This window comes from Halosimplex litoreum, from assembly GCF_016065055.1.
Classification (GTDB): domain Archaea; phylum Halobacteriota; class Halobacteria; order Halobacteriales; family Haloarculaceae; genus Halosimplex; species Halosimplex litoreum.
Genome location: NZ_CP065856.1, coordinates 699,480 through 725,982, shown reverse-complemented (window position 1 = coordinate 725,982; position 26,503 = coordinate 699,480). Strand labels below are relative to the sequence as shown.

Here is a 26,503-nt window from a genome sequence, read left to right as displayed (position 1 = left end):
TTAACGATACCGACGAGTATCGTTCACGAAAATTGGCACACAAGGCATTTATCGCCGGCTGCGGCGATTACGCGTGTCGGCGCTGTCAGGCGCCGCACGCGACCACCTCTCCCCCACCCACCCCATTCCATCGTTTCGTTCCGCCACTCTCTCCCCCCTCTCTTTCCGTTTCGAACTCAGTCGCCAGCGGCGACACCGGGGCGTCGCTCAGGCCGTCGCCGGGTCCGCTCCGCCGACGCGGTGGTGGAGGCGAACCGCGACCGCACCGGCGACCAGAACGGCCTGGTGGAGGACCGCGCCGAGCGCGACCGCGGCGACGGCGAGCGCGCCGACCGTCCACGCCGTCGCGCCCTCGGCGATCAGCACCGCCACGACCAGCACCGCGGCGGCCAGTCCGTTGCGCAGCGCCGCCCGCCGTTCCTCCCGGAGGAGGGCTCCGAGCGATCGCTCGGCCGCCTCGCCGTTCAGCAGCGATTCGTAGCACATACGCTCCCCTCGGCAGTCGTCGCACTTAGTCGTGGGGGCCACCGCGCCGGGTGACTTTTCCCCGTCTCGTCCCTCGGGAGTCCCATGGAGCGCGACGACACGACCGACGGCGGCGACGCGAACGGCGCGGCGGGCGCCGCGGGGGCGGACGGCGCGGTACTGTCGGCGCTGGCGGCCGAAATCGCCGACGCGGAGCGGGTCGTCGTCCTCACGGGCGCGGGCGTGAGCGTCCCGTCGGGGATTCCCCCCTTCCGCGGCGAGCCGAGCGACGACGGGCCGGACCCGGTCTGGGAGACTTACGACCCGGCCGAGTTCCACCGGCGGCGCTTCGACGCCGACCCCGAGGGGTTCTGGACCGACCGGCTCGCGCTCCGGGAGACGATGTACGGCGACGGTGTCGAACCGAACGCCGCTCACGAGGCGCTGGCGGCGATGGAAGCACGGGGTCACCTCGACACCCTCCTCACGCAGAACGTCGACGGACTGCACGCGGCGGCGGGGTCGGAGTCGGTGGTCGAACTCCACGGTACGAGCGCCCGCGTGGTCTGTGACCGCTGCGGTGCGACCCAGTCGGCCGGTCCCGTCTGGGGGCGCGTTTGCGACGGGGACCGACCGCCGACCTGCGACTGTGGCGGCGTGCTCAAACCGGACGTGGTGCTGTTCGGGGAGGCGCTCCCGGACGAGGCGTTCGACCGGGCACAGACCGCCGCGCGGCGTGCCGACGTGTTCCTCGCGGTCGGGTCGTCGCTGACGGTGCGACCGGCGGCGTTGCTGCCCGAGATCGCAGCGGAGTCGGGTGCGACGCTCGCCGTCTGTAACCTCGAAGCCACGGCGTACTCCGAGCGGGCCGACTACGACCTCCGCGCGGACGCGACCGAGGCGCTGCCGGCGCTGGTGACGTCGCTCGACGAGTAGGGCGACCGGGCGAAGGACGGAGAACGTGGCCGCTGGCGTCCCGGGCGGGGCTACAACTCGACGCCGCTCGGGATCAGACTCCGCTGTCGGAGGAGGCTGCCTTCGTCGTCGTAGACGAGCAGCGTCCGCTTCTCGTAGTCGGCGACCGCCTCGCCGTCGCGCTCGACGACGACGCGGTAGCAGCCGTCGGCGTCGTCGGGGTCGTCGTCCCGGCGGGCGGCGTCGACGAGACCGCGCACCGATTCGGCGTCGGCGTTGACCTCGACGACGAACTCCCCGGTCAGCCGGTTGGTGAGGCTGAAGACGCCGGTCGTGTCGCCGTCGGCCGTCCGCAGACGGAAGGCGACGTCGACGCGCTCGCGATCCAGCGGCTCACCCACCGCGTCCGTGAGCCGCTCCTCGAGGAGGTCCGACGGGCCGTCGTAGGCCAGTACGGCCGTCGGCAGGTGGTCGCCGTCCCGGTCGACGTGACGGAGTTCCAGCGTGACGTAATCGCGCCTCATTCGATACCTGCCACTAGGGAACGGTCGTGCATGAACGTAACGCCGACGCGACCGCCGACCGCGCCCGCTGACCGCCCCGCCTCCGAACTACTTCGGTCCCGGCGACTGCCCCGCCTCCGAACTACTTCGGTCCTGACGCACACCGACGCACCGTCCGCCGAGCCGGTAGCTTTTATACACGCGGCGACGCCGACTCTCCCAGAGTATGTGGGTCCGCTCGGAGTACGCCGGTGAACTGGCAGTCCTCGCGACGTGGCTGACCGCCCTCCTGCCGTGGTCGGTCTCGGTGCTGCGCGAGTCGCCGTCGTGGATCGACGGCACGTTCACCGTCGTCAACATCCGCTTCGTCTTCCTCCAGTTTCACTATCTGTTCGGGATCGCCCTCGGCCAGCAGTCGCTGGACGGGCTCGTCCAGTTCGTCTTCGAGATCCCCGAATTCGTCCCGACGAATCAGGTGCCCGAGGGACGACTCTGGCTCGCGACCGCCGTTCTCTTCGGGTGCATGCTCCTGTTCAGTCTCGTCTACTACGCGCGCGACCAGTGGCTCGAAGCCGCTGCCGAGCGGGCCGAACGGCGGATCGCCGACGCAGCCCCGGACGCGCTCGCCGACGCCCTCCCTGCCCCCCTCACGGCCCGCCTGACGCTCGACCCCGTCCGCGTCTTCGGCGCATGCTTCGCGGTGCTCGCGGTCGCGTTCTCCGTCTCGACCGCCATGTTCTTCCAGCACCAGCCCACCGTCCCCGTCGGCGCCCTCTTCATGTGGGTGTTCGCCGTGATCCTCCTGCGCGTCGAACGCGCCTGACGCTCGCCCGCCTCCGCCTCCGAACCCACGACAACCCCCCGTCACCCGTCCCGCTGTGGACCCGCTCGCGCTCAGAGGGATCCCGCCGCTATCCTGTTATTTGTGACCGCTTATCACGCTGCAGCCCCCCAAAACATTTAAGTAGTTTTCGGACTTACGTATTGTTAGGAACCGCGGCATCGGATTTTTATGGCTTTCGCCACCGGTGAGCCGCTCCGGAGACCAATCATGAGCGACACGACAATTCGAACCGGCGCCGAGGAACAGACGAGCGAACGGCTGCGGGAGGAGGAGGAGGCCGAATCGACGAGCGAGCAGGAGTGCCCCGAGTGCGGCGGTCGGCTCGACGCCGACACCGAACACGGCGAGACCGTGTGTGCGGAGTGCGGACTGGTCGTCGAGGAAGACGAGATCGACCGCGGCCCCGAGTGGCGAGCGTTCAACCCCTCCGAGAAGGACGAGAAGTCCCGCGTCGGCGCGCCGACGACGAACATGATGCACGACAAGGGCCTCTCGACCAACATCGGCTGGCAGAACAAGGACGCCTACGGCAACTCGCTGTCCTCGAACCAGCGCCAGAAGATGCAGCGCCTGCGCACCTGGAACGAGCGCTTCCGCACCCGCGACTCCAAAGAGCGCAACCTCAAGCAAGCGCTGGGCGAGATCGACCGGATGGCGAGCGCGCTCGGGCTCCCGAAGACCGTGCGCGAGACGGCCAGTGTCATCTACCGCCGCGCGCTGGAGGAGAACCTCCTGCCCGGCCGCTCCATCGAGGGCGTCGCGACGGCGTCGCTGTACGCCGCCGCCCGGCAGGCCAACACCCCGCGTAGCCTCGACGAGATGACCGCCGTCTCCCGCGTCGACAAGATGGAGCTCACGCGGACCTACCGCTACGTCGTCCGCGAGCTGAACCTGGAGATCAAGCCCGCGGACCCCGAGAGCTACCTCCCGCGGTTCGTCTCGGACCTCGAACTCAGCGACGACACCGAGCGCCGGGCCCGCGAACTCATCGTGAGCGCGCGCGACCAGGGCATCCTCAGCGGGAAGTCCCCCGTCGGCCTCGCCGCCGCCGCGGTGTACGCCGCCGCCCTGCTGACCAACGAGAAGGTCACCCAGAGCGAGGTCAGCGAGGTAGCCAACATCTCCGAGGTCACCATCCGCAACCGCTACAAGGAACTCCTCGAATCCGTCGACGCACCGGCCTGACCGGCCGGTTCCGCCGCCTCGGTCGGCGGCTCTCCCCTCTCGGCCGGCACCTGTCGCTCGCGGCGTCCGCCGCACTAGCCTTTTTGTACTCGTCGTGTGTGATGATACCACGCATGGAGGAAGCGTACGTCCGATTGCTTTGCCCCGAATGCACGAAAGACTGGGAGTCGACGCCGACGGAGCTCCCCGAACACACGGCACTCTATCACTGCCCTAACTGTCACGCGAGCCGGCGGCTCGCGGAGTTCACGCGGACCGACCGCGACCTACAGACGCTGAAGAGTCTCGGTTAACCGCTCGTCGCAGACCGCGCGCCGCAGGCTTCACAGCGCAGGAGAAGCACGCCACCCTCGCGCTCGAAGTGCGTGTCGGGGAGTCCGCACTCCGAGCAGAGGACGAACTCCTCGGCGTACTCGTCGATGGCGTTGGTGACCCGTCGCTCGCTGAACTCGCCGGTCAAGCGGGCGCGGCCGCTCTCGTCGATGTGTCCGCTGGTCCCCAGTTCGTTCTGGAGCGCCTGCATGACGTGGTCGTCCTCGCGACCGAGGCGGTCGCAGGTGTCCTGAAAGTTCTCGTAGACGGTCACGTTCCCTTCCTGGCGGATGTCCGGGTCCGGCACCTCGAACCGGTCGGAGCTCCCCTCGATATCCGGTGTCTCCTCCATCGCCCGGTCGAGCATGTCGTCGTAGTCCATACCCGTGAGAAGCCCGTCACCGCCTAAAAGTCTTTCAACCCCGCGTTCGCGTCGCCCGGAGCTCGAACCGGTCGGTCCGACGGCCCCAGCGGGCGGTCCGGCGGCGCCCTCGGTTCGACGGCCCCAGCGGCCCGAGGACCCCACTCTCGGTTCGATCGCGGCACCGAAACCGATATCGAGAGCCTTTTGTACACGGTTTTTATGCAGGGGTGTGTTAACGCGACTCAGGATACTACTATTAACCTCCAGTGGTTAGGACCGGTTGACTATGAAAAAGCAGGAGCTCATTCACCTTCACGGCCTGCTTGCTCAGGTGGAGAATCACTACGAGATGGACACAGGCGAGGAGGTAGAACACGACGAGTACACCTCTCTGGGGGTACGGCCGACCTCGATCCACAAATCGAAGACCGACCACAAGAACGCCGTTTTCGCCCTGGCGAAGGGCATCACGTCCGAGATGGAGACCGAGACGCGCGAGCGCGTTCCGGCGTCCGCCGACTGAACGAACCGTCCCGTTCTGTCGTACTCACGATCGTCCAGCGGTCGCGCTGTCGAGCTCGGTCTCGTCGTCCGCGCGCGAACCGGTGGGTGCCTGACTCGGATCGGTGAAAACAGCGACCGACGGGCTTCGGCTCCGTTAGGATTCGTCGATGAGCTCCTCGAACTCCGGCAGCACGTCGTCACCTCGGTCGTCGTCGGACCCCCCGTCGTCCGACGACCCACCCGCTTCGGACGGCGAGTCGTCCGACGGCGATTCGCTCTCCTCGGACGACGCTTCCTCCTCGTCGTCTTCGTCGTCTTCGTCGTCGATCTGCTCGATCTCGAGCACTTCGAGCGGGATGTTCTCGAGACGCTGACCGATCTCCTTGCGGGCGATCCGGGCGGCGTGTTCCTCGCGCTCGACGTTGAACACCGTTATCTCCAGTTCCAGCGCGACCAGGCTCTCGTCGGCGGCGAGGAACGCGGGTTCGAGCTCCTCGCCGCAGTGGGGACACGACCGCTCGCCCATGTTGATCTCGACGTAGTTGAGGTCCGGGTTGAGCATCTCGCCCGTCTTCGAGATAGCGATCCGCACGGCCTCGTCCGCTGTCTCCACGTCGTAGACGGGGACGGCGGCCTCGACGACAACTCTGCAGTTCATGTGCCCGCCTTCGTCTCGCAGTGACATGAAGGTTCGCCTCGATAGCACGACACACACTCGGTCGGTAGGCGGCGCTGGTCCGACCGCTGTCCGACTCGACGAGCGAGGCGAGTCGGTCTCGAAAGGCCAAAGCCGGACCGACGCTTGGCCGGGGTATGAGCGTGGAACGCGGCGCGATTCCGCTGGGGGAGTTCCCTGGCCCGTTCGACCTGCAGTCGACCGTCGAGAGCGGCCAGTCGTACCTCTGGGACCGCGCCGACGGCCGGATGTACGACGAGAGCGGCGCTTACGGCGGCGACGCCTGGTACGAGAGCGTCGTCCGTGTCGACAGCGAGCCCGCGGTCGTGCGCGTCCGGCAGATCGACGACCGTCTGGAGTGGGAGTCGTCGGTCGAGGCCGCCCCGATACTGCGGGAGCGGTTGCGCCTCGACGACGACCTGCCGGCGATCCGCGCGGCCACGCCGGACGACGACGTGGTCGAGTCGGCCTTCGACGCCTACTGGGGGATGCGCCTCGTCGACGACCCCCCGTTCCCGTCGCTGATATCGTTCATCTGTTCGGCCCAGATGCGCGTCGGCCGTATTCACGGCATGCAGCGCGAACTCGAACGTGCCTTCGGCGCCACGGTCGAGTTCGACGGCCGCACGTATCACGCGTTTCCGACCGCCGAGCAACTGGCCGAAGCGACCGAGGCCGACCTCCGCGACCTGGGCCTGGGCTACCGGGCGCCGTACGTCCGCGACACCGCGCGGATGGTCGCCGACGGCGAGGCCCGTCCCGAGGAGGCGGCCGGGCTGGACTACGAGGACGCCCGCGAGTCGCTCACCCGATTCGTCGGCGTCGGCGACAAGGTGGCCGACTGCGTCCTGTTGTTCGCGCTCGAGTACCTCGAAGCCGTGCCGCTGGACACCTGGATCCGGACGACCATCGAGGAGTACTACCCCGACTGCGACCGCGGCAACTACGCCGAGACCTCCCGCGCCATCCGCGCGGCCTTCGGCGGCGAGTACGCGGGGTACACGCAGACGTACGTGTTCCACTACCTGCGGTAAGGCGGCAATACGGAACGGGGTCGACCGGCGACGCCGACCGACTCTACCGCTCGTCGACGGGCGTCCACGTCCGGTCGTGGTCGCCGACGTAGGCGGATAGCGGGCGGATGAGGCGGTTGTCGTCGAGTTGTTCGAGGGCGTGGGCGGTCCAGCCGCCGACCCGCGAGACGGCGAAGCAGGTGGTAAACAGCTCCTTGGGGACGCCGACGCCGTCCAGCAGCGCGGCGGTGTAGAACTCGACGTTGGTCTCCAGGTCGCGGCCGGGCTTGTGCTCGGCCAGCAGGTCGACGGCTACGTCCTCGAAGTCCTTGATCGTCTCGAAGAAGTCGGAGTCGCCGGCCTCGTCGTAGAACTCCGCGGCGGCGGCCTCCAGTACCGCCGCCCGCGGGTCGCGGACGCGGTAGACGCGGTGGCCGAAGCCCATCAGCCGCTCACCAGCTTCGAGCTTCTCGCGGACGTACCCCTCCGGATCGCCCGACTCGTGGATCGACTGGAGCATGTCGAGGACGGGCCCCGGCGCGCCGCCGTGGAGCGGCCCCTTCAGCGTGCCGACCGCCGCGGTCGCCGCCGAGACCACGTCGGACTCGGTAGAGACGACCGTGCGGGCGGTGAACGTCGAGGCGTTCAGCCCGTGGTCGACGACCGTGTTGAGGTACGTCTCCAGCCCGCGGACAGCGGCCTCGTCGGGCTCCTCGCCCTGGAGCATGTAGAGGTAGTTGGCGGCGTGGCGCAGGTCCTCACGGGGTTCGACCGGGTCGGCGCCCTCGCGGTAGCGCCAGTAGGTCGCGACGATGGTCGGGAAGACCGCGACGACGCGGCGCGCGTCGGCCTCCGGGTCCGCCTCGCCGGCGCCGAGGTTCGCCGCCGCCGCGCCCATCCGCAGCGCGTCCATCGCCGGTTTGCCCTCCTCGGCGGCGCGTTCGAGGACCGCCTCGACCTCGTCGCCGATCGCTCGCCGTCCTGCCAGGTCCCCCCGGAACTCGTCGAGTTCCTCGCTCGAGGGCAGTCGGTCCTCGAACAGCAGGAAGACGCTCTCCTCGTAGGTGGCGTTGCGCGCCAGCTCGTCCACCGGAAACCCGCCGACGGTGAGCACGCCCGCCTCCCCGTCGATATCGCTCAGTCGCGTCTCCGCGACCCTGATACCTTCCAGCCCGCGATTCAGATCCTCGTCACTCATGGCCACGCCTCCGCAGGAGGTAACCAAAGTACTGTTGAAACACACCGGGATTTTCCGCGATCGAGGTCGAATTTCCGACACTGTTCCGGCGAATCGTTCCGTCATTGTCCAGTTGTCGACGCCCACATCGACAGACGTACAACCCGTCGCCCCTCCTAACGCTCCCGGCGGGGGCCGGTTGTCGGCTCGGGCGCCCGTCGCGCGTATTTTTGAACGGGGGCGTCGTATCGAGGTCTATGACGGATCGGACGCGAGCGCACGTGTACGTCTCGGGACGGGTACAGGGCGTCTTCTACCGGGCGACGACCCGTGACGCGGCCCGCGAGCGCGGGGTCGACGGGTGGGTGACGAACCTCGAGGACGGTCGGGTCGAAGCGGTGTTCGAGGGCTCCGAGCCCGCGGTCGAGGCGATGGTCGAGTGGTGTCACGAGGGGAGCGACCGGGCGCGCGTCGAGGGTGTCGAAGCCGAGTACGGCCAGCCGGAGGGACTGGACGGGTTCGAGATCCGCCGGTGACCGGTGGTCGTCCGGCCGCAGCCTGGCGAAACCACCGGAGTCGACGGCCGTTGCCCCCACCCTTATCCGGTGGGCGGGCGAACGCTCGTTCATGATTACGGGCAGCGAGATGGCCGTGGTCGACGAGAACGCCGCGGCGATAGGGATCCCGCGCAAGCAGTTGATGGAGTCGAGCGGGCACGCGGTCGCGCGCGCAGTCCGCGACGTCGCCGATGCGGGTGCGAGCGTCCGCGTCGTCGCCGGCCGGGGTAACAACGGCGGTGACGCCTTCGTCGCGGTGCGCTTTCTCGACGACTTCGACGTGACTACGAGCCTGCTGGGGCGCCCCGAGACCATCACGACCGACATCGCCCGCGAGAACTGGGACGCACTCGCGGCCGGCGAGTACGACACCGAGACGGTCCGCGACTCCTCGGCGTTCGAACTGGACGGTCCCGACGTGGTCGTCGACGCGATGCTCGGGACCGGCATCGCGGGCGATCTGCGCGAGCCCGAGCGCACGGCTGCCGCGGCGATCGACGCCAGCGACGCGACCGTCGTCTCGGTCGACGTACCCTCGGGAATGGACGCCGAGCGGGGCGTCCTCGCCGAGACGGCCGTCGAGGCCGACCGCGTGGTCACGTTCCACGACACCAAGCCCGGACTGGCCGACCTCGACGCCGAGGTGACCGTCGCCGACATCGGTATCCCGGCGGCCGCCGAGCGCTTCGTCGAGCGAGGCGACCTGATGCGGCTGGACGACCGCGACCCCGGGAGCCACAAGGGCCAGAACGGCGAGGTGCTCGTGATCGGCGGCGGCCCCTACGCCGGCGCGCCCGCCCTCTCGGCGAAGGCCGCGCTCCGCGCCGGCGCCGACCTCGTCCGCGTGGCCTGCCCGATGGTCGTCGGCCGCGAACTCCAGGGGTTCGGTGAGGACCTCATCGTCCGGCCGTACCAGGGCAAACAGCTCGAACCCAAACAGGTGGGCTACCTCCTCCAGATGGCCCGCCACCACGACACCGTGGTCATCGGGCCCGGACTCGGCGACGAGGAAGACACCCTCGAAGCGGTCGAGGGGGTCCTCTCGGGCTACTCCGGGACCGCGGTCGTCGACGCCGACGCGCTCTCCCGCGTCCCGAACGTCGACACCGAGGCCGACCTGATCTGCACGCCCCACCAGGGGGAGTTCGCCGAGATGGGCGGGCGCGTCACCGACGACTGGGAGCAACGCACCGACATCGTCGAACGGTTCGCCGCCGACCTGGGCCAGACGGTCCTCGTGAAAGGCGAGTACGACGTCGTCTCCGACGGCGAGACCACGCGAGTCAACCGCACCGGCAACGCCGGCATGACCGTCGGCGGGACCGGAGACGTGCTCGCCGGGATCACCGGCGCGCTCGCGGCGACCGAGAGACCCGTCCACGCCGCCGCGATGGCCGTCTACGCCAACGGAAAAGCGGGCGACCGCGCCTACGAACGCCGCAACAACGGCCTCGTCGCCACCGACCTCCACGAGGAGATCCCGGCCGTCCTCTGGACCGACCGGGGTGGCGAAGCGTGAGCGATCGCGAGAGCAACGGCGCGGACGCCGAACCCAGTGCCGACCTCACCCACACCGACGAGTCGGGCGAGGCCCAGATGGTCGACGTGGGCGACAAGCCCGACACCGCCCGCCGCGCCGTCGCGCGCGGGACCATCCGCCTGCGCCCCGAGACCGTCGACGCCGTCCGCGAGAATTCGATCGACAAGGGAGACGTACTCGCGACCGCTCGGGTGGGGGCTATCCAGGCGGTCAAACACACCTGGGAGACGATCCCGATGTGCCACCAGATCCCGATCACGAACGTCGACGTCGACTTCTCGCCGGGCGAGGACGCCGTCGAACTCACCGTCGCCGTCGAGACGACCGGGAAGACCGGTTGCGAGATGGAGGCTCTCGAAGGGACGACGACCGGCCTCAACGTCGTCTGGGACATGGTGAAGTCCGCCGAGAAAGACGCCGACGGCGACTATCCCGAGACGGGCATCGAGTCCGTCGAGGTCGTCGAGAAGACCAAGCGACCGCTGTGATCGCCCGACGCTGACGGTCGCGGACCGCGCCGACTCGGGCCGTCGGCCGGCCTCGCCGGAGACGCAATCGGTATGTCCGGTGCCGTTCACGGGACGCTCGAATGACCGATACGTACCCCTCCGTCTCCCTGCACAACGTGGCCGAGACCGAACCCGCCGAGTGGGCCGACGGCGGCGACCGACTCTGTCGGGTCTCCGCCCCGGTCCGGACCCACCTCAACGAGATGGCCCGCGAGCGACTGTCCTGTGTCTCCCACAGCGAGATCCGCTTCGTGCCGGACGGCGACGACGCCGAAATCGAGGTGACGCTGTCGACGCCCGAGCGCGCGGAGATGCGGGTCTTCTGGGGCTCGTTCCAGCCCTGGCAGGGCCGCGAGATCGGTCCCGGGACGGAGACGCTGACGCTCTCGGTCCCCGACCGGCTCGCCGAACTCGACGGGAGCGTCGACACCGGCCGCTTCGACCCGCGAGTCTGCCGGCTCGTCTTCGAGCGGTTCGTCCCCGTCGCGCTGCACGGCGTCTCCGGGGACTGCCGACCGCCCGGCCCCGACGAGCTCCCCGACCGGCGCTATCTCGCCTACGGCACCTCGATCACCGAGGGCGCCAAGGCGTCGGCGGCCCATCTGAGCTACGTCTCCCGGGTCGCGCGCAACTGCGGCCTCGACGCGGTGAACCTCGGCTGTTCGGGGTCGGCCCACTGCGAGCCCGAGCTGGCGGACTACGTCGCCGGCCGGGACGACTGGGACGTGGCGACGCTGGCGCTGTCGGTCAACATGGCCAACGCTGACTTTTCGACCGCGGCGTTTCGCGACCGCGTCGAGTACTTCCTCGACACCGTCGCCGGATCGCATCCGGACAAACCGGTCGTCGCCGTGACGCTGTTCCCCTACTTCGCGGACGTCACCGCGAGCGGCGACCCCGACCGGGCCGAGGCGTTCCGCGAGGCGCTGCGCTCGGTCGTCGCGGCGTCGCCCCACGACAACCTCTCGCTCGTCGAAGGGACCGACGTGGGTTCGGCCGCTGACCTGACGTGGGACGTGCTCCACCCGGGCGACGAGGGCATGATGGCTATCGGCGACGGCGTCGCCGACCACCTCGAGACGGTGCTGGATTGAGCCGTCACGCTCGCCGGTCTCCGCCACCCCGACCGGTCCGCGGACCGACAGTGCCGCTTCCTCCGTCTTTTTGCCCGTAGAACACGCAGGAACACCACACATGCGCGCAGCTATCTACCACGGCGAACGGGACGTCCGTGTCGAAGACGTGGACCGCCCCGAGATCGAGGACCCCGGCGACGCGCTGGTTCGGATCACCCACACCTGCGTCTGCGGGTCGGACCTCTGGCCCTACCGCGGGCAGAGCGACCGCGACACGCCGTCGCGGATCGGCCACGAGCCGATGGGAATCGTCGAGGATGTCGGCGAGGACGTGACGAGCGTCGAGCCCGGCGACCGGGTCTACGCCCCCTTCGTCGTCAGCTGCGGCGAGTGCGAGTTCTGTCGCCGCGGCCTGCACACCTCCTGCGTGAACGGCGACGGGTGGGGCGGCGACAACGGCGGCGCCCAGGGTGAGTACGTCCGCTCGCCCCACGCCGACGGGACGCTCGTCCGGATCCCCGACCGCCACGCCGACGACGAGGATACGCTCCGGTCGGTGCTTCCGCTGACCGACGTGATGGGTACCGGTCACCACGCCGCGGTCAGCGCCGGGGTCGGCGAGGGCGACACGTGCGTCGTCGTCGGTGACGGAGCGGTCGGGCTCTGTGGCGTGCTCGCCGCGAGACGACTGGGGGCGTCGCGCATCGTCGCCGTCGGCCACCACGCCGACCGGCTCGACATCGCCGAGGAGTTCGGCGCCACCGAGACGGTGTTGGGCGGATCCGACGGCGTCGACGACGTGGAAGGCCACGTCACGGACCTGACCTACGGCGGCGCCGAACACGTCATGGAGTGCGTCGGCGCGGCCAGCGCGATGGAGACGGCCGCCGCCGTCGCCCGCCCAGGTGGGACCGTCGGCTACGTGGGCGTCCCCCACGGTATGGGCGACGGGCTGGACCTGTTCGACTTCTTCGGCGACAACGTCGCCATCCGCGGCGGCGTCGCGCCGGTCCGCGCCTACGCCGACGAACTACTCGCCGACGTCCTCCAGGGAACGCTCGACCCCTCGCCTATCTTCGACAAGACGGTGTCGCTGGAGAACATCGCGGAGGGCTACCGCGCGATGGACGAACGCGAGGCGATCAAGGTGCTCGTCGAGCCGTAACCCAACGATCGACGGCGCGGCCTACGCCGGTAGACCGACAACCCTCCCGCCCGTCGGGAGACTCGTGCCGAACATCAGCGAGACCTACCTGGAGAACCGCTGGCGCGTCCAGCCGAACCACGCCAACAACTACGGGACCGTCCACGGGGGCAACGTGATGAAGTGGATGGACGAACTCGGCGCGATGTCGGCCATGCGCTTCGCGGGCGAACCCTGCGTCACCGCTTCGATCGACCGGATGGACTTCCACCGCCCCGTCCCGACCGGTGACACGGTCGTCATCGAGTCGTTCGTCTTCGACGAGGGGCGCTCCAGCGTCAACGTCCACCTCCGCGCCGCCCGGGAGAACCCCCGGAGCGGCGAGCAGGAGATGACCACCGAGTCGCAGTTCGTCTTCGTCGCCATCGACGAAGACGGCTCGCCCGTGACCGTCCCCGACCTGACCGTCGAGGGCGAGCGCTGCCGAGAACTGCGCGACCGCGCGCTGGCCTGGCGAGACGCCAACGACAGAGAACGGTGACGTCCCTCGGGGCGCGACCGCCTCAGACCGACGCCTCGACGAGTTCACCGGCCTTCGCTCGGGAGCGCTCGACGACCGCGGGGCGGGCTTCGAACTCGATGACGACCTGGTCGCCGTAGTCGACCGAGTCGACCTGTGCGTTGTCGTGGATCCACGAGACCACGGACATCGTGTCGTCGGTCATCGGCAGGACGAGCCGCTCGCGCTCGTAGTCGGGCAGCTCCGCGTGGATCCGCTCGCGCAGGTCGTCGACGCGCTCGCCGGTCCGGGCCGATACCGCGACCGGATTGGGGGCCAGCGCCGACAGCGCGTCGCGCTTGCGCTGGATCTCCTCGTCGTCGACTCTGTCGATCTTGTTCAGCACCGTCACGATGGGGGCCTCGTTGCGCTCGGCGAGGGTGTCGTGACACGTGACGAGCTTCTCGCGTATCTCCTCGGTCGGCTCGCTCACGTCGACGACGAGCAAGACGAGATCCGCCCGGTAGACCGAATCCAGCGTCGACTTGAACGATTCGACGAGCCAGTGGGGGAGATCCGAGACGAACCCGACCGTGTCGGTGACGAGCACGTCCCGCTGGTCCATCTCGGCCCGTCGCGTCGTCGTCCCGAGCGTCGTGAACAGTCGGTCTTCGGACTCGGCGGTCGCGTCCAGGTCCGGATGCAGATCCTCGTTCTCGTCCACGTCGACGTCCTCGGCCAGACGACGCAGGAGCGTCGACTTTCCGGCGTTCGTGTAGCCGGCCAGCGCTACCAGGTCGAACCCGGACTCGCGGCGCTGTTCGCGGCGGTGTTCCTCGGTCTCCTCGATCCGTTCGAGTTCGTCGCGGATGCGCGAGATCTGGGACTTGATGTCTCGCTCGCGGCTCTCGTCGTACTCACCGAGCCCCATGAACCCCGGTCGCTCGTCGCGACGGGCGAGACTGGCCTTCGCCTCCGCTCGCGGGAGTTCGTAGCGCAGCTCCGCGAGCTCGACCTGCAGCTGGGCCTTCCGGGTCTGTGCGCGCTGGCCGAATATCTCGAGGATGAGTCTGAAGCGGTCGACCAGCTTGACACCCTCGGGGAGTTCGTTGCCGATGTTGTACGTCTGATACGGGCCGAGCTGGTTGTCGAAGACGACGACCGTCGCCCCGGTCTCGACCACGGTTCGCGCAAGCGTGGTGACTTTCCCCTCCCCGATATGAGTCGCGGGGTCTTCCTTCCTCGTCTGGGTGACCTCGCCGGCGACTTCGTACCCGGCCGCGCGCGCGAGGTCGCGTATCTCCGTCGTATCGGGTCGTCCGCTGTCGACGCGCTTGGCGACGACAGCCCGCCGTTCGGATCCTGTCTCCGTCACTCGCGCGAGAGTACGGCGCCCGCGTATTTAAACTCTGGTCGGGCGTGGCCGACACCCGCCGAACCGGACCGCGTCAGCCCATCTCGGGCCGGTAGGTCGGTGTCGAACGGCGTGCGACGGGGGTCGGTAGGCCAGTGTTACTCGGCCCGACCGGCGGACACAAGAGCCTTATTCCGCCGCCGTCACCGAGACGGATATGGTAGACATCGGCTTGCAACAGATCGGGCTGGAACTGGGCTCGGGCGCGGTGATCGGGGGGCTGATCGGTTTCGCAGCGAAGAAAGTCGCGAAGATCATCGCGGTCCTGGTCGGCGTCGAACTGGCGCTGTTCAAATTTCTGGAGTCGCAGGGTATCCTCGTCGTCGACTGGGAGCGCCTCTCCGCGGGTCTGGTCAACGCGAGCAACGCCGCCACGGACGCCGCGACCGGGAGCCAGCCCCCCGGAATCGTCGTGAGCCTACTGTCGGTCGTCCCCGTCAGCGCCGGGTTCGCCGGCGGGTTCCTCGTCGGCTTCAAGAAGGGATAGCCGAGGTCGTCGTCGTTCGTTTCGCGGCCACAGCAGTCGGGAGGAGAGACGGTTCGAAGGGCCTCCCGGGGGGTTACGGGGCCGCGGTTATCGGTGTGGTGCCGCCGCCACCGTTTTCGCCGCCGTCGTCCTCGCCGTCGTCTTCACCGAAGCCGCCGTCGCCGGTCCCGCCGCTCCCCTCCGGCACGCCCTCGTCCTTGTCGCCGGAGACGAGGAACTCCAGGAGGTTCCCGGCGAAGCGTTCGTTGTCGAGGTCGTACAGCTCGGAGGACTTGAGGAAGGAGGTGTCGGCGACCAGCACCAGATTGTCGTTCTGGGCGGCGACGGGGTACCGACCCGCCTGGCGCCGTTCGAGCGTTCGCGTGCCCGAGATGGCGCGCATGCGAACCTCTGGGTCGTCGCCGGTCTGGACGACGTAGCCCGCCGAGTCGAACGTGACGTTGGAGACGCCCTCGGTCAGCGGACTCGACCCGTCGGGGCTCGCGACGATGCTCTCGTAGTTGTTGTCGTTGCCGCCGTCCTCGATGTTGTAGAGTCCCTCGGTCCCCATCCGGAGGCCGAACTCCCCGACCAGGTCCTGGGCGCCGAAGCGGACCTGCGTGACCTGTGCGCTCAGGCCGCTCCCCACCGACAGTTGGGGCGGCTCGGCGAGCACCGCGATCCGACCGCCGCCGTCGGCGTAGGCGGTCAGCCCCGCGATCTCGCCGTCGGAGAACGACGCGGTCGGCTGGAGAATCATCACGGCGTCGTACTCCCGCAGCGTCGCGTTGTAGCTGGTCTCGCCGAATCCGCCGCCGTCACCGGGCGTGTCCGGCGTGAAGTCGACCTCGTGCCCGGCCTGGGCCAGCGCTTCGACGAGCGGCGCCAGGTCCGACCGCGAGTACCGATTGCTGTGGCCGCTGTCGACGAGGATACGCTTGCTCTCGCCGGCACCGTCTATCGATATCTCGCCGTCTTCGGGCGCGCTCGTCGCGAGGACGTTCTCCGGCGCGAACTGACCGGGGGACTGTCCCTCTATCTCCTCCCCGTCGGCCGGGCCGGCAGATCCCGACCCGGCGAGCGTCCCGACGAGCGCCGTGCCCGCGAGGACGACCGCGATCACGACGACGAAGACGCCGAGCGGCTTGAGTATCTCACTCGCTTTCATTGGTCACCTCCCGGGCGTCCTCGGTGACCGGGACGCCCCAGACCGCGTGGAACTCGTAGGGCTGCTGGAACTCCGTCCCTCCGTCGTCGGAACCCTCGACGTAGACGATGTTCCCGTCCACTCTCGCGGGGTCTTCGGAGAGCACGATGGTGCCGCCGGAGGGGCTGACTGGCTGGTTGTACTCGACGTTGTACTGGTCGCCGTCGATGCCGTCTGCCCGCGCCGCGGCCTCCGCGATGGCCGAGTTGAGGTCACCCATCTCGTCGGCGAAGCCGTTCCGGAGCGCGGTCGGGCCGATGTACGCCTCACCGTGGGCGACGCCGCTGCGATTCATCGTGAGGTTGGCGCCGCGGTGTTTCACGATCGTGTCGACGAAGGCGTTGTGCAGCGTCTCCATCTGCTCGCGCAGCTGGTCTTTCTCCGTCGTGGCCTTGTCCGGGCCCGTCCGGAGGTAGGTCTTGCTCTGGGCTTCCGACCGTTCGACCGTGCTCAGCGGCGCGCTGACGATGACGCCGATGGAGCCGACGGTCGAACTCGGCTTGACGAAGATCCGGTCGGCGGGCGCGATGCCGAAGTAGCCGCCGGAGGCGGCCGTCCCCTCGACGTAGGCGACGACCGGCATCTGCGCGGCGGTCCGGTTGACCGCCAGGTAGAACTCCTCGCTCGACGCGACGGCGCCGCCGGGGCTGTCGATCCGTAACACGACCCCCTCGACGGACTCGTTGGTTCTCGCTTGCCGGAGGTCTTCCTTGATGTCGTTCACCGGACCGGCGTCTGTCCCGGCCCGCAGCGTGATGACCGACACGGTGGGGTCCCCCGAGTCGCCGGAGGAGGCCTGTGTAGCGCTCCAGACGACGGGCGCGAGTACGGTGCCAATCAGGACGGCGACGACCACGACGATCACGTACAGTACCGTGGTCGTCGCGGTCGACTCTGTTCTATCCACCATACACACCGGAGAACGGACGACCCCCTCATGAAGGTTGGTCAATCTCAAATTCCGTTTGACGGACGCGTCGGCTGTGACCGATCGACGCGGTGACGACCCCTCGGTCCCGGTCTCGACGGTAGTCGCGACCTACTGGAGTTCGCCGAGACTCGGCCGGTCCGAACGACTCCTCTCCGACCAGCCACACGACACGCTCGCGGTCGTCGGGCCCGCGACAGCGACGTCCGTAACCGCCCCGCCCGCAGTCCCACCGCCGCTCGGTCCCGTCGATGACTCCAGCGCTCGCGTCAGAAGACGTCTTCGAGGGCTTCGAGTCGCGCGATCAGGTCGTCGATGCCGTCGTTCATCCGGGCGACCCGGTCGTCGAGCCCGTCGGCCGGAATCGCCCCGTTGGGCGTCGGTTCGACCAGCTCGTCGTCCTCTAGCATCCGTAACGAGTAGCGCACTTTGTGCTCGGGCACGTCCGTCTCCTCGGCCAGCCGGACGATCCCGATCGGTCCCGACTCGATCACCGCTTCCAGAATCCGCAGGTCCCGTTCCTCCTTCTCGACCTGTTTGGTCAGTCGTTCCACCATGAAAGCCCACCGGGTCTATTCCCCCCGTCCGTAATAAATGTCGCAGGTGCCCAATCCGACGTGACGCACGCGCGGGTCACCCGGTCGGGACCGGCACCGACGGGCTCACTCGTCGCCGACCGGCGTCCGCCGGAGCTCGTCGATCTGGTCGCGCAGCCGACCGAGTTCGCTCTCTAACTCCTCCTGGCGGTCGATGAGCGCCCCCAGTTCCTCGGTGTTGACCGAGTAGTCGTGGTCCAGCGCGCTGTCGAGCGAGTCCGTCGTCGCCTGGACGAGATACGAGGCGAACTGTAGCACCTCCTCGGGCGAGCCCTGGCCATCGAACAGGTCCACCGCGCCCGATTTCGGCGTGTAGCTCACCACCGGGACCTCCGCCTCCCCGTGGTAGGTCGTCGTCGCCTCCAGTTCCGTCACCGGGTTGCGCCGCTCGCGGGTCTGCTCGGTGCGGACGACGCCGAACGGTTCGGCCAGCGCCGGGTAGGTGTCCCCGAGGTCGCGGAGCACGTCGGCGGCCTCGACGCCGAGTTGGGCCTCCACGTCGCCGTAGAACTGCTTGGATCCCGACAGCGACAGCGCGACCGCGTAGAAGACGTGCTGGTTGTTCGCCGCCAGGTCCCGGATGCGCTCGCGGACGGTCTCGTGGTCGCCCTCCAGCGTCTCCCGCTCCAGGTCGTCGAGCAACGCTCGTGTCCCCTCCTCGCGTTCGAGGAACTCCTCGACGAGGACCCGTGGCATGGCCTGACTGTCGATCTCGTCCATACCAGCCCATTCACAGCCAACCATATCGCTCTGGCGGACCCGCTCACCAGCCCTCGACGGCTCTCCGAGACGCCACGTGCAGCGCCACGAACACCGCCACCGTGAGAGTGCCGCCTGCCACCACCGCGGTGAGTGCCTCCGACGGGACCCCTCCGAATCGGCACGCGCTGTCGCGAGTCTCGTCTCGCGACGACACCACGCGAGGGATGCGGGAGTGAGTGGAACGAACGAGCGAATCGGCTGGGGAGGTTCGTGGTCGTCTGCGGTGCTGTGCGGGACGGTCGCGGTCCCTGGCGTCTCGGCGAACGGAGTGAGCCGAGGCTCGGAAGACGAACGTAGTGAGTCTTCCGGCGGACTGAACGGGCGAGACGCGCTCGCGTTCACTTCAGTCGCCCGAGCGGACCCTATCCGCGCGGGCGGTGCTGAGAGCACGGATATCCCGCTTCAGCGACCGCGAGTGCGAGGCGCGAACGAAGCGAGCGCCTCGACATGCGAACGGCGAACGAAGTGAGCCGTGAGCGAGCGCGGCGAGGGCTTTCATCGCTTGCTGTCGATTGCTGCCACTGACCAGCGAGAATAAGTATGATCGGAGGCGGGATTTGGACCGGAATCAGACGTGCTCGCTCACTCCGTTCGCTGCGCGCGACTGATAGGGTTCAAATCCCGGAGATCGCACTTCGATTTCGTGAGAGCCGCGGAGATGAAACTCCGCGCCGTTGAAATCGAAGAAGCGCCCGAGGCGGGATTTGAACCGGAATCAGACGTGCTCGCTCACTCCGTTCGCTGCGCGCGACTGATAGGGTTCAAATCCCGCGTGAGGCCGTTTCGTCGCTCACGATGGCGAGCACACGAGGTGCTCGCCGAGTTGTTCGCGACAGAAAGCGCCCGAGGCGGGATTTGAACCCGCGTCACGACCGTGACAGGGTCGTATGATGGGCCACTACACCACCCGGGCTACATCCACACCTGCGAGGGTTACACGGAAAAGGCTTTCCAGTTACGACGGCGCCATCGGCCGATCGGGCCGTCTCGACCGTGCCAATACCTCCCGTACCCCAACACCTATCAGGGACTTCCGCGTATCCCTGGGCACGAACCGAACACGTCGCGGTCTCACGGCGGCCGCTCGCGGTGCGAGTAGCCCCGCTCGGCGAACTTGGTAAGCGTTTTATAGCTCGCGGTTATAGGCGCCTGTAGTATCTCGTGACAGCAACTTCTCCCAGACAGGCCAACACATGGTAGACGTAAGCCAACACGAACTCGTTCCCGACCACACGGTCCTCGATAGCGACGACATCGAGGGCGTGCTCGAGGAGTACAACATCAAGAAAACAGACCTGCCGAAGATCAAGCGGACCGATCCCGCGATGCGCGACCTCGATGCGGACGTCGAGGCCGGCGACGTGGTTCAGGTCACGCGGGACTCGCGGACGACCGACCGGGCAGTCGTATACCGACTCGTCGTAGAATAACATGAACATTCAGGACAGACGCGAGATATCGCGTGAGTATTTCTCGAGGGAACGGCTCGCAGAACACCACTTCCGCTCGTTCAACGCGTTCCTCAACCGGGGGATGCAGGAGGTCGTCGACGAGAAGGCGACCATCGAGACGGACATCGGCGACAAGGAGGGCGAGGAGCCCGTCTACGTAGAACTCGGGGACGTTCGGGTGGTCACCCCCCGCGTTCGAGAGGCGGACGGCTCCGAAGAGCTCCTCTACCCCCAGGAGGCGCGCCTGCGCAACATCACCTACGCCGCGCCCGTCTTCATGGAGATGGCGATCATCAAGGGCGGCGAGGAAGAAGAGGAACGCGTCGTCGACCAGACCGAGACCAAGATCGGCCGCATGCCGGTCATGGTCGGCTCCGACAAGTGTAACATCGCCGGGTTCACGCGCGAGGAGCTCATCGACATCGGCGAGGACCCCGCCGACCCCGGCGGCTACTTCATCGTCAACGGCTCCGAGCGGGTGCTGATGACGAGCGAGGACCTCGCGCCGAACAAGATCCTCGCCGAGACGGACACGAAGTACGGCGACACCATCGAGGTCGCCAAGACCTTCTCCCAGCGCCGGGGCTACCGCGCGCTGGTGCTCGTCGAGCGGACCCGAGACGGGTTGCTCGAAGTCTCGTTCCCCTCGGTGTCGGGGAGCATCAACTTCGTGACACTCATCAGGGCGCTCGGGCTCGAATCCGACGAGGAGATCGTCCACCGCGTCTCCGAGGACCCGGAGATCGTGAAGTTCATGCTCGAGAACCTCGAGGCCGCCGAGGTCCAGTCGACCGAGGGCGCCATCGAGGAACTCGGCAAGCGCGTCGCCTCCGGCCAAGGCAAGAACTACCAGCTCAAGCGGGCCAACTACGTCATCGACCGCTATCTCCTCCCGCACCTCCACGAGGACGGCGTCGAGGAGGAGGACGTGCGCATCAACAAGGCGTACTACCTCTGTCGGATGGCCGAGGCGTGTTTCGAGCTCGCCCTCGACCGCCGCGAGGCCGACGACAAGGACCACTACGCCAACAAGCGCCTGAAGGTCAGCGGCGACCTCATGAAGGACCTCTTCCGGACGGCGCTGAACAAGCTCGCCCGGGACGTGAAGTACCAGCTCGAACGCGCGAACATGCGCAATCGGCAGCTCTCCGTGTCGACCGTCGTTCGCTCGGACGTGCTGACCGAACGGCTGGAGCACCCGATCGCGACGGGCAACTGGGTCGGCGGCCGCTCCGGTGTGAGCCAGCTCGTCGACCGGACGGACTACATGGGCGTTCTCTCTCACCTGCGTCGGCTGCGCTCGCCGCTCAGTCGTTCGCAGCCACACTTCGAGGCGCGGGACCTGCACGCGACCCAGTGGGGTCGCATCTGTCCCTCGGAGACGCCGGAGGGACCGAACTGCGGTCTGGTGAAGAACTTCGCACAGGCGATGGAGCTCTCCCAGAACGTCGAGGACGAACAGGGACTGAAACAGGAACTGGCGGCGATGGGCGTCTCGGGCATCCCGGGCATCGAGTCCATCGACCAGCAGCCAGCGGACGACTAACATGAGCCAGCAAACACGAGAAGCCAAAGTCTACGTCAACGGGAGCCTGGTCGGGACCCACCCCGACCCGCATCAGCTCGCAGACCAGATCCGACAGGCCCGCCGGCGCGGCGACGTGAGCGAGATGGTCAACGTCTCGGTCAAGAACCGCACGCGCGAGGTCATCGTCAACGCCGACGCCGGTCGCGCCCGGCGCCCGCTGCTCGTCATCGAGGACGGCGAGCCGATCGTCTCCGACGAGGAGGTCGAGGCCGTCAAGGACGGCGACATGGAGTTCGAGGAGCTCGTCGAACGCGGCTACATCGAGTTCATCGACGCCGAGGAGGAAGAGGACATCTACGTCGCCGTCGACGAGGAGGAACTCAACGAGGACCACACGCACCTCGAAGTCGACCCGCAGCTGATGTTCGGTATCGGCGCGGGGATGATCCCTTACCCCGAGCACAACGCCTCGCCCCGGATTACGATGGGGTCGGGGATGATCAAGCAGTCGCTGGGGCTGCCGAGCGCGAACTACCGGATCCGCCCGGACACGCGCCAGCACCTCCTGCACTACCCCCAGCTCTCGCTGGTCAAGACCCAGACGACCGAGCAGATCGGGTACGACGACCGCCCGGCCGCGCAGAACTTCGTCGTCGCGGTCATGTCCTACGAGGGGTTCAACATCGAGGACGCGCTGGTCATGAACAAGGGGTCGGTCGACCGTGGCCTCTCCCGGTCGCACTTCTTCCGAACCTACGAGGGCGAGGAACGCCGCTACCCCGGCGGTCAGGAGGACCACTTCGAGATCCCCGACGACGAGGTCCGAGGCGCTCGCGGCGAGGAAGCCTACACCCACCTCGACGAGGACGGTCTGGTCAACCCCGAGACCCACGTCGGCGAGAACGACGTGCTGCTCGGGAAGACTTCGCCGCCGCGGTTCCTCGAAGAGCCGGACGACATGGGCGGGCTCTCCCCGCAGAAACGCCGCGAGACCTCCGTGACGATGCGGTCCGGTGAATCGGGCGTCGTCGACACGGTCACCCTGATGGAGGGCGAGGACGGCTCCAAGCTCTCGAAGGTCTCCGTGCGCGACGAGCGTATCCCCGAACTCGGGGACAAGTTCGCCTCTCGGCACGGTCAGAAAGGTGTCGTCGGTCACATCGCACCTCAGGAGGACATGCCTTTCACCGAGCAGGGCGTCGTGCCGGACCTGATCATCAATCCGCACGCGCTGCCGTCGCGGATGACCGTCGGGCACATCCTCGAGATGATCGGCGGGAAGGTCGGTTCGCTGGAAGGCCGTCGTGTCGACGGCACCGCCTTCACCGGCGAGGACGAGGACGAGCTCCGCGGCTCGCTGGAAGAGCACGGGTTCATGTCCAGCGGCAAGGAGATCATGTACTCGGGCATCACGGGCGAGAAGATCGAGGCGGAGATCTTCCTCGGGACCATCTTCTATCAGAAGCTCTACCACATGGTCTCGAACAAGATCCACGCTCGCTCGCGCGGGCCGGTGCAGGTCCTGACCCGCCAGCCGACCGAGGGGCGCGCCCGCGAGGGCGGCCTGCGCGTCGGCGAGATGGAACGGGACGTGCTCATCGGCCACGGCGCAGCGATGGCACTGAAAGAACGCCTGCTCGACGAGTCCGACCGCGAGTTCATCAACGTCTGTGGCGAGTGCGGGATGACGGCGGTCGAGAACGTCGAGCAACGGCGCGTCTACTGCCCCAACTGCGACGAGGAGACCGAGATTCACGAGGTCGAGATGAGCTACGCGTTCAAGCTCCTGCTCGACGAGATGAAGGCGCTCGGCATCGCGCCGCGCATCGAACTGGAGGACGCGGTCTAAGATGTCTGCACAAGGAACACCACAGGAGATCGGTCAGATCAGCTTCGGGCTGATGGACCCCGAGGAGTACCGCGAGATGTCGGCCACGAAGGTCATCACGGCCGACACCTACGACGACGACGGCTTCCCCATCGACATGGGCCTGATGGACCCCCGCCTGGGCGTCATCGACCCCGGGCTGGAGTGCAAGACCTGCGGCAAGCACTCCGGGTCCTGTAACGGCCACTTCGGCCACATCGAGCTGGCCGCGCCGGTCATCCACGTCGGCTTCGCGAAGCTCATCCGACGCCTGCTGCGCGGGACTTGCCGCGAGTGCTCACGGCTGACGCCCGTCGACGGCCGCCGCGTCGCCGACGCCGAGCAGAAGGCCGAGGAGCGAAAACGGGAGTACCGCGAGAAGCTCGAACGCACCGCGGAACTCAACGAGGACATGTCGGACGTGCTCAAGTCGGCCATCCGCGAGTGCCGCAAGGTCGACTACTGCCCGTACTGCGGGGCAAAGCAGTTCGACATCAAACACGAGAAGCCGACCACTTACTACGAGATCATCGAGGTGCCCCACGGCGAGCTGTCCAAGCGCCTCGAACGCGCGATGGACCCGCCAGAGGGCGAGGCCGTCCGGCCCAGCGACATCGCCGAGGAACTCGACGACGGCGACTTCGAGGCCGAGCGCATCCGCGAGTTGCTCTCGGGCACGTATCGCCCGGACCGCAACGACATCGAGCGCCTGAAGAACCTCGGGCGCGCGCTCGGTCGGCTCAACGACCTCGACGAACTCGAGGAGGACGTCAGTTCCGCCGCGGAGTACCTCGTCGAGGAGGACATGGACAAGCTGATGCCCTCGGACATCCGCGACTGGTTCGAGGAGATCCCCGACGAGGACATCGAGGCCCTGGGGATCAACCCCGAGCGCTCCCGACCGGAGTGGATGATCCTGACGGTGCTGCCGGTCCCGCCGGTCACCGCTCGTCCCTCTATCACGCTGGACAACGGCCAGCGGTCGGAGGACGACCTCACTCACAAGCTGGTCGACATCATCCGCATCAACCAGCGGTTCATGGAGAACCGCGAGGCCGGTGCCCCTCAGCTGATCATCGAGGACCTCTGGGAGCTACTGCAGTACCACGTCACCACGTTCATGGACAACGAGATCTCGGGCACGCCGCCGGCGCGACACCGCTCCGGTCGGCCGCTGAAGACGCTCTCCCAGCGCCTGAAGGGCAAGGAGGGACGCTTCCGCGGGAGCCTCTCGGGGAAGCGCGTGAACTTCTCCGCGCGGACCGTCATCTCGCCGGACCCGACGCTGTCGTTGAACGAGGTCGGCGTCCCCGACCGCGTGGCGACGGAGATGACCCAGACGATGAACGTCAACGAGCGCAACCTCGAAGAGGCCCAGCGCTACGTGTCCAACGGGCCCGAGGCCCATCCGGGCGCCAACTACGTCCGCCGCCACGACGGTCGTCGCCTGAAGGTCACCGAGAAGAACTGCGAAGAGCTCGCCGAGAAGGTCGAGCCTGGCTGGGAAGTCTCCCGTCACCTCATCGACGGCGACATCGTGATCTTCAACCGCCAGCCGTCGCTGCACCGGATGTCCATCATGGCCCACGAGGTCGTGGTGATGCCGTACAAAACGTTCCGGCTGAACACGACGGTTTGCCCGCCGTACAACGCCGACTTCGACGGCGACGAGATGAACATGCACGCACTGCAGAACGAGGAGGCCCGCGCGGAGGCCCGGGTCCTCATGCGCGTGCAAGAGCAGATGCTCTCGCCGCGCTTCGGCGAGAACATCATCGGCGCCATTCAGGACCACATCACGGGCACGTACCTGCTGACCCACACGAACCCGCAGTTCAACGAGACGCAGGCGCTGGACCTGCTGCGCGCGACGCGCATCGACGAGCTGCCCGAGGCCGACGGCGTCGACGATAGCGGTGCGGAGTACTGGACGGGTCGGACGCTGTTCTCGGAGCTGCTGCCCGACGACCTGAGCGTCGAGTTCACCGCTTCGGCGGGCGACGAGGTCGTCATCGAGAACGGTCAGCACCTCTCGGGGACCATCGACGAGGACGCGGTCGGCGGCTTCGGCGGCGAGGTCGTCGACACCATCGCCAAGGAGTACTCGAAGACCCGCGCGCGCATCTTCGTCAACGAGGTGTCGACGCTGGCGATGCGGTCGATCATGCACTTTGGCTTCTCCATCAGTATCGACGACGAGTCGATCCCGGCCGAAGCCGAGGGGCAGATCGACGAGGCCATCGACGACGCCTACAGCCGCGTCCAGAAGCTCATCGAGACCTACGAGGCGGGCGAGCTGGAGTCGCTGCCCGGTCGGTCCGTCGACGAGACGCTGGAGATGAAGATCATGTCGACGCTCTCGAAGGCCCGCGACACCGCGGGGGACATCGCCGAGGATCACTTCGGCGACGCGAACCCGGCGGTCGTCATGGCCGACTCGGGGGCGCGTGGGTCGATGCTGAACCTCACGCAGATGGCCGGCTGTGTCGGCCAGCAGGCAGTTCGCGGCGAGCGGATCAACCGCGGCTACGAGGACCGAACGCTGTCCCACTACAAGCCAAACGACCTCTCCGCCGAGGCCCACGGCTTCGTGGAGCACTCCTACCGCAGCGGGCTCGAACCGCGGGAGTTCTTCTTCCACGCGATGGGCGGCCGTGAGGGGCTGGTCGACACGGCGGTCCGGACGTCCAAGTCCGGCTACCTCCAGCGCCGGCTCATCAACGCGCTCTCGGAACTCGAAACCCAGTACGACGGGACGGTCCGGGACACCAGCGACACCATCGTCCAGTTCGAGTTCGGCGAGGACGGCACCTCGCCGGTCGAGGTCTCCTCGAACGAGGAGGGGCCGGCCGTCGACGTGGACGACATCGTCGACCGCGTGGTCGACGCGGAGTTCGACTCCGAGGCGGACAAGGCGAAGTTCATCGAGCGCGAGCCGGAGCCGACGAACATCTCCGAGCACGCCGACGACTGGTGGATGGAAGCGGCCGGAGGTGACTGA

General features: G+C 67.8%; 27 protein-coding genes and 1 tRNA gene. 17 read left to right on the top strand and 11 right to left on the bottom strand.

What is annotated here, in order from left to right; all coding sequences use genetic code 11:
- Positions 1–207 precede the first annotated feature (207 nt).
- Positions 208–486 carry a hypothetical protein gene (locus tag I7X12_RS03600; RefSeq protein ID WP_198062511.1) on the bottom strand — a complete coding sequence of 93 codons (279 nt, stop codon included), beginning with the start codon at positions 484–486 and terminating at the stop codon, positions 208–210.
- 84 nt (positions 487–570) lie between these two features.
- Between I7X12_RS03600 and I7X12_RS03595 the strand changes: the two genes are divergently transcribed.
- A complete protein-coding gene (locus I7X12_RS03595) occupies positions 571–1,401 on the top strand; it encodes an SIR2 family NAD-dependent protein deacylase (RefSeq protein ID WP_198062510.1) in 831 nt (276 codons plus the stop codon).
- Between the two features lie 50 nt (positions 1,402–1,451).
- Here the strand turns inward: I7X12_RS03595 and I7X12_RS03590 are convergent, their stop codons facing one another.
- Positions 1,452–1,904, bottom strand: coding sequence for a DUF5793 family protein (locus tag I7X12_RS03590; RefSeq protein WP_198062509.1), 453 nt, complete (start codon positions 1,902–1,904; stop codon positions 1,452–1,454).
- Between the two features lie 205 nt (positions 1,905–2,109).
- On the opposite strand from I7X12_RS03590, the gene I7X12_RS03585 reads away from it, so the two are divergent.
- The 3 genes from I7X12_RS03585 (at position 2,110) to I7X12_RS03575 (ending at position 4,205) form a co-directional block, all read left to right on the top strand.
- Positions 2,110–2,706: a DUF7549 family protein gene (locus I7X12_RS03585; RefSeq protein WP_198062508.1), complete on the top strand. Its 597-nt coding sequence runs from the start codon at positions 2,110–2,112 to the stop codon at positions 2,704–2,706.
- A 228-nt stretch (positions 2,707–2,934) separates the two neighbouring features.
- Positions 2,935–3,912, top strand: coding sequence for a transcription initiation factor IIB (locus tag I7X12_RS03580; protein WP_198062507.1), 978 nt, complete (start codon positions 2,935–2,937; stop codon positions 3,910–3,912).
- Between the two features lie 113 nt (positions 3,913–4,025).
- On the top strand, positions 4,026–4,205 hold the full coding sequence (locus tag I7X12_RS03575; protein WP_198062506.1) for a DUF7836 family putative zinc-binding protein: 180 nt from the start codon (positions 4,026–4,028) through the stop codon (positions 4,203–4,205).
- Here the strand turns inward: I7X12_RS03575 and I7X12_RS03570 are convergent.
- A complete protein-coding gene (locus I7X12_RS03570; protein ID WP_198062505.1) occupies positions 4,202–4,606 on the bottom strand; it encodes a translation initiation factor IF-2 subunit beta in 405 nt (134 codons plus the stop codon). The genes I7X12_RS03575 and I7X12_RS03570 overlap by 4 nt on opposite strands.
- Before the next feature lie 268 nt (positions 4,607–4,874).
- Here I7X12_RS03570 and I7X12_RS03565 point away from each other — a divergent pair, with 268 nt between their 5' ends.
- Complete coding sequence (locus I7X12_RS03565) at positions 4,875–5,111, top strand: UPF0058 family protein (RefSeq protein WP_179911545.1); 237 nt, start codon at positions 4,875–4,877, stop codon at positions 5,109–5,111.
- A gap of 135 nt (positions 5,112–5,246) precedes the next feature.
- On the opposite strand, the gene I7X12_RS03560 is transcribed toward I7X12_RS03565, so the two are convergent.
- The gene (locus I7X12_RS03560) at positions 5,247–5,750 is read right to left on the bottom strand and encodes a DUF555 domain-containing protein (protein WP_198062504.1); all 504 of its coding nucleotides are present in this window, start codon (positions 5,748–5,750) and stop codon (positions 5,247–5,249) included.
- Positions 5,751–5,911: 161 nt separating this feature from the next.
- Between I7X12_RS03560 and I7X12_RS03555 the strand changes: the two genes are divergently transcribed.
- The gene (locus I7X12_RS03555; RefSeq protein ID WP_198063775.1) at positions 5,912–6,802 is read left to right on the top strand and encodes a DNA-3-methyladenine glycosylase family protein; all 891 of its coding nucleotides are present in this window, start codon (positions 5,912–5,914) and stop codon (positions 6,800–6,802) included.
- A gap of 43 nt (positions 6,803–6,845) precedes the next feature.
- On the opposite strand, the gene I7X12_RS03550 is transcribed toward I7X12_RS03555, so the two are convergent.
- Positions 6,846–7,979, bottom strand: a complete 1,134-nt coding sequence (locus tag I7X12_RS03550; RefSeq protein ID WP_198062503.1) for a citrate synthase — start codon at positions 7,977–7,979, stop codon at positions 6,846–6,848.
- A 236-nt stretch (positions 7,980–8,215) separates the two neighbouring features.
- On the opposite strand from I7X12_RS03550, the gene I7X12_RS03545 reads away from it, so the two are divergent.
- The 6 genes from I7X12_RS03545 to I7X12_RS03520 all read left to right on the top strand — a co-directional run bounded on the left by I7X12_RS03545 (position 8,216) and on the right by I7X12_RS03520 (position 13,325).
- Complete coding sequence (locus tag I7X12_RS03545; RefSeq protein WP_198062502.1) at positions 8,216–8,494, top strand: acylphosphatase; 279 nt, start codon at positions 8,216–8,218, stop codon at positions 8,492–8,494.
- Between the two features lie 91 nt (positions 8,495–8,585).
- Positions 8,586–10,034 (top strand): NAD(P)H-hydrate dehydratase, encoded by a 1,449-nt coding sequence (locus I7X12_RS03540; protein ID WP_198062501.1) that lies wholly within the window; start codon positions 8,586–8,588, stop codon positions 10,032–10,034.
- Positions 10,035–10,111: 77 nt separating this feature from the next.
- Positions 10,112–10,543: a cyclic pyranopterin monophosphate synthase MoaC gene (moaC, locus tag I7X12_RS03535; RefSeq protein ID WP_232343139.1), complete on the top strand. Its 432-nt coding sequence runs from the start codon at positions 10,112–10,114 to the stop codon at positions 10,541–10,543.
- A gap of 101 nt (positions 10,544–10,644) precedes the next feature.
- Positions 10,645–11,658 (top strand): SGNH/GDSL hydrolase family protein, encoded by a 1,014-nt coding sequence (locus I7X12_RS03530; protein ID WP_198062499.1) that lies wholly within the window; start codon positions 10,645–10,647, stop codon positions 11,656–11,658.
- 100 nt (positions 11,659–11,758) lie between these two features.
- Positions 11,759–12,805, top strand: a complete 1,047-nt coding sequence (locus I7X12_RS03525; protein ID WP_198062498.1) for an alcohol dehydrogenase catalytic domain-containing protein — start codon at positions 11,759–11,761, stop codon at positions 12,803–12,805.
- 64 nt (positions 12,806–12,869) lie between these two features.
- Complete coding sequence (locus tag I7X12_RS03520) at positions 12,870–13,325, top strand: acyl-CoA thioesterase (protein ID WP_198062497.1); 456 nt, start codon at positions 12,870–12,872, stop codon at positions 13,323–13,325.
- 22 nt (positions 13,326–13,347) lie between these two features.
- On the opposite strand, the gene hflX is transcribed toward I7X12_RS03520, so the two are convergent.
- Positions 13,348–14,658, bottom strand: coding sequence for a GTPase HflX (hflX, locus tag I7X12_RS03515; RefSeq protein WP_198062496.1), 1,311 nt, complete (start codon positions 14,656–14,658; stop codon positions 13,348–13,350).
- Between the two features lie 196 nt (positions 14,659–14,854).
- Here hflX and I7X12_RS03510 point away from each other — a divergent pair, with 196 nt between their 5' ends.
- Positions 14,855–15,184: an FUN14 domain-containing protein gene (locus I7X12_RS03510; RefSeq protein ID WP_198062495.1), complete on the top strand. Its 330-nt coding sequence runs from the start codon at positions 14,855–14,857 to the stop codon at positions 15,182–15,184.
- A 73-nt stretch (positions 15,185–15,257) separates the two neighbouring features.
- On the opposite strand, the gene I7X12_RS03505 is transcribed toward I7X12_RS03510, so the two are convergent.
- From I7X12_RS03505 to I7X12_RS03485, 5 genes are all read right to left on the bottom strand, one after another.
- A complete protein-coding gene (locus I7X12_RS03505) occupies positions 15,258–16,331 on the bottom strand; it encodes a Gldg family protein (protein WP_198062494.1) in 1,074 nt (357 codons plus the stop codon).
- Positions 16,318–17,280: a S49 family peptidase gene (locus I7X12_RS03500; RefSeq protein ID WP_198062493.1), complete on the bottom strand. Its 963-nt coding sequence runs from the start codon at positions 17,278–17,280 to the stop codon at positions 16,318–16,320. Before I7X12_RS03500 ends, I7X12_RS03505 begins: the two co-directional genes overlap by 14 nt.
- Before the next feature lie 287 nt (positions 17,281–17,567).
- Complete coding sequence (locus I7X12_RS03495) at positions 17,568–17,855, bottom strand: winged helix-turn-helix transcriptional regulator (RefSeq protein ID WP_198062492.1); 288 nt, start codon at positions 17,853–17,855, stop codon at positions 17,568–17,570.
- Between the two features lie 105 nt (positions 17,856–17,960).
- Positions 17,961–18,614: a hypothetical protein gene (locus I7X12_RS03490; protein WP_198062491.1), complete on the bottom strand. Its 654-nt coding sequence runs from the start codon at positions 18,612–18,614 to the stop codon at positions 17,961–17,963.
- Between the two features lie 882 nt (positions 18,615–19,496).
- Positions 19,497–19,569 (bottom strand) — tRNA-Asp (locus I7X12_RS03485).
- Between the two features lie 280 nt (positions 19,570–19,849).
- Here I7X12_RS03485 and I7X12_RS03480 point away from each other — a divergent pair.
- Genes I7X12_RS03480 through I7X12_RS03465 form a run of 4 tightly spaced genes read left to right on the top strand, consistent with a single transcriptional unit; the run spans position 19,850 to position 26,503 of the window.
- On the top strand, positions 19,850–20,086 hold the full coding sequence (locus tag I7X12_RS03480) for a DNA-directed RNA polymerase subunit H (RefSeq protein WP_198062490.1): 237 nt from the start codon (positions 19,850–19,852) through the stop codon (positions 20,084–20,086).
- 1 nt (position 20,087) lies between these two features.
- Complete coding sequence (locus tag I7X12_RS03475) at positions 20,088–21,653, top strand: DNA-directed RNA polymerase subunit B'' (protein ID WP_198062489.1); 1,566 nt, start codon at positions 20,088–20,090, stop codon at positions 21,651–21,653.
- Between the two features lies 1 nt (position 21,654).
- Positions 21,655–23,484: a DNA-directed RNA polymerase subunit B gene (rpoB, locus tag I7X12_RS03470; protein ID WP_198062488.1), complete on the top strand. Its 1,830-nt coding sequence runs from the start codon at positions 21,655–21,657 to the stop codon at positions 23,482–23,484.
- A gap of 1 nt (position 23,485) precedes the next feature.
- Positions 23,486–26,503 carry a DNA-directed RNA polymerase subunit A' gene (locus I7X12_RS03465; protein ID WP_198062487.1) on the top strand — a complete coding sequence of 1,006 codons (3,018 nt, stop codon included), beginning with the start codon at positions 23,486–23,488 and terminating at the stop codon, positions 26,501–26,503.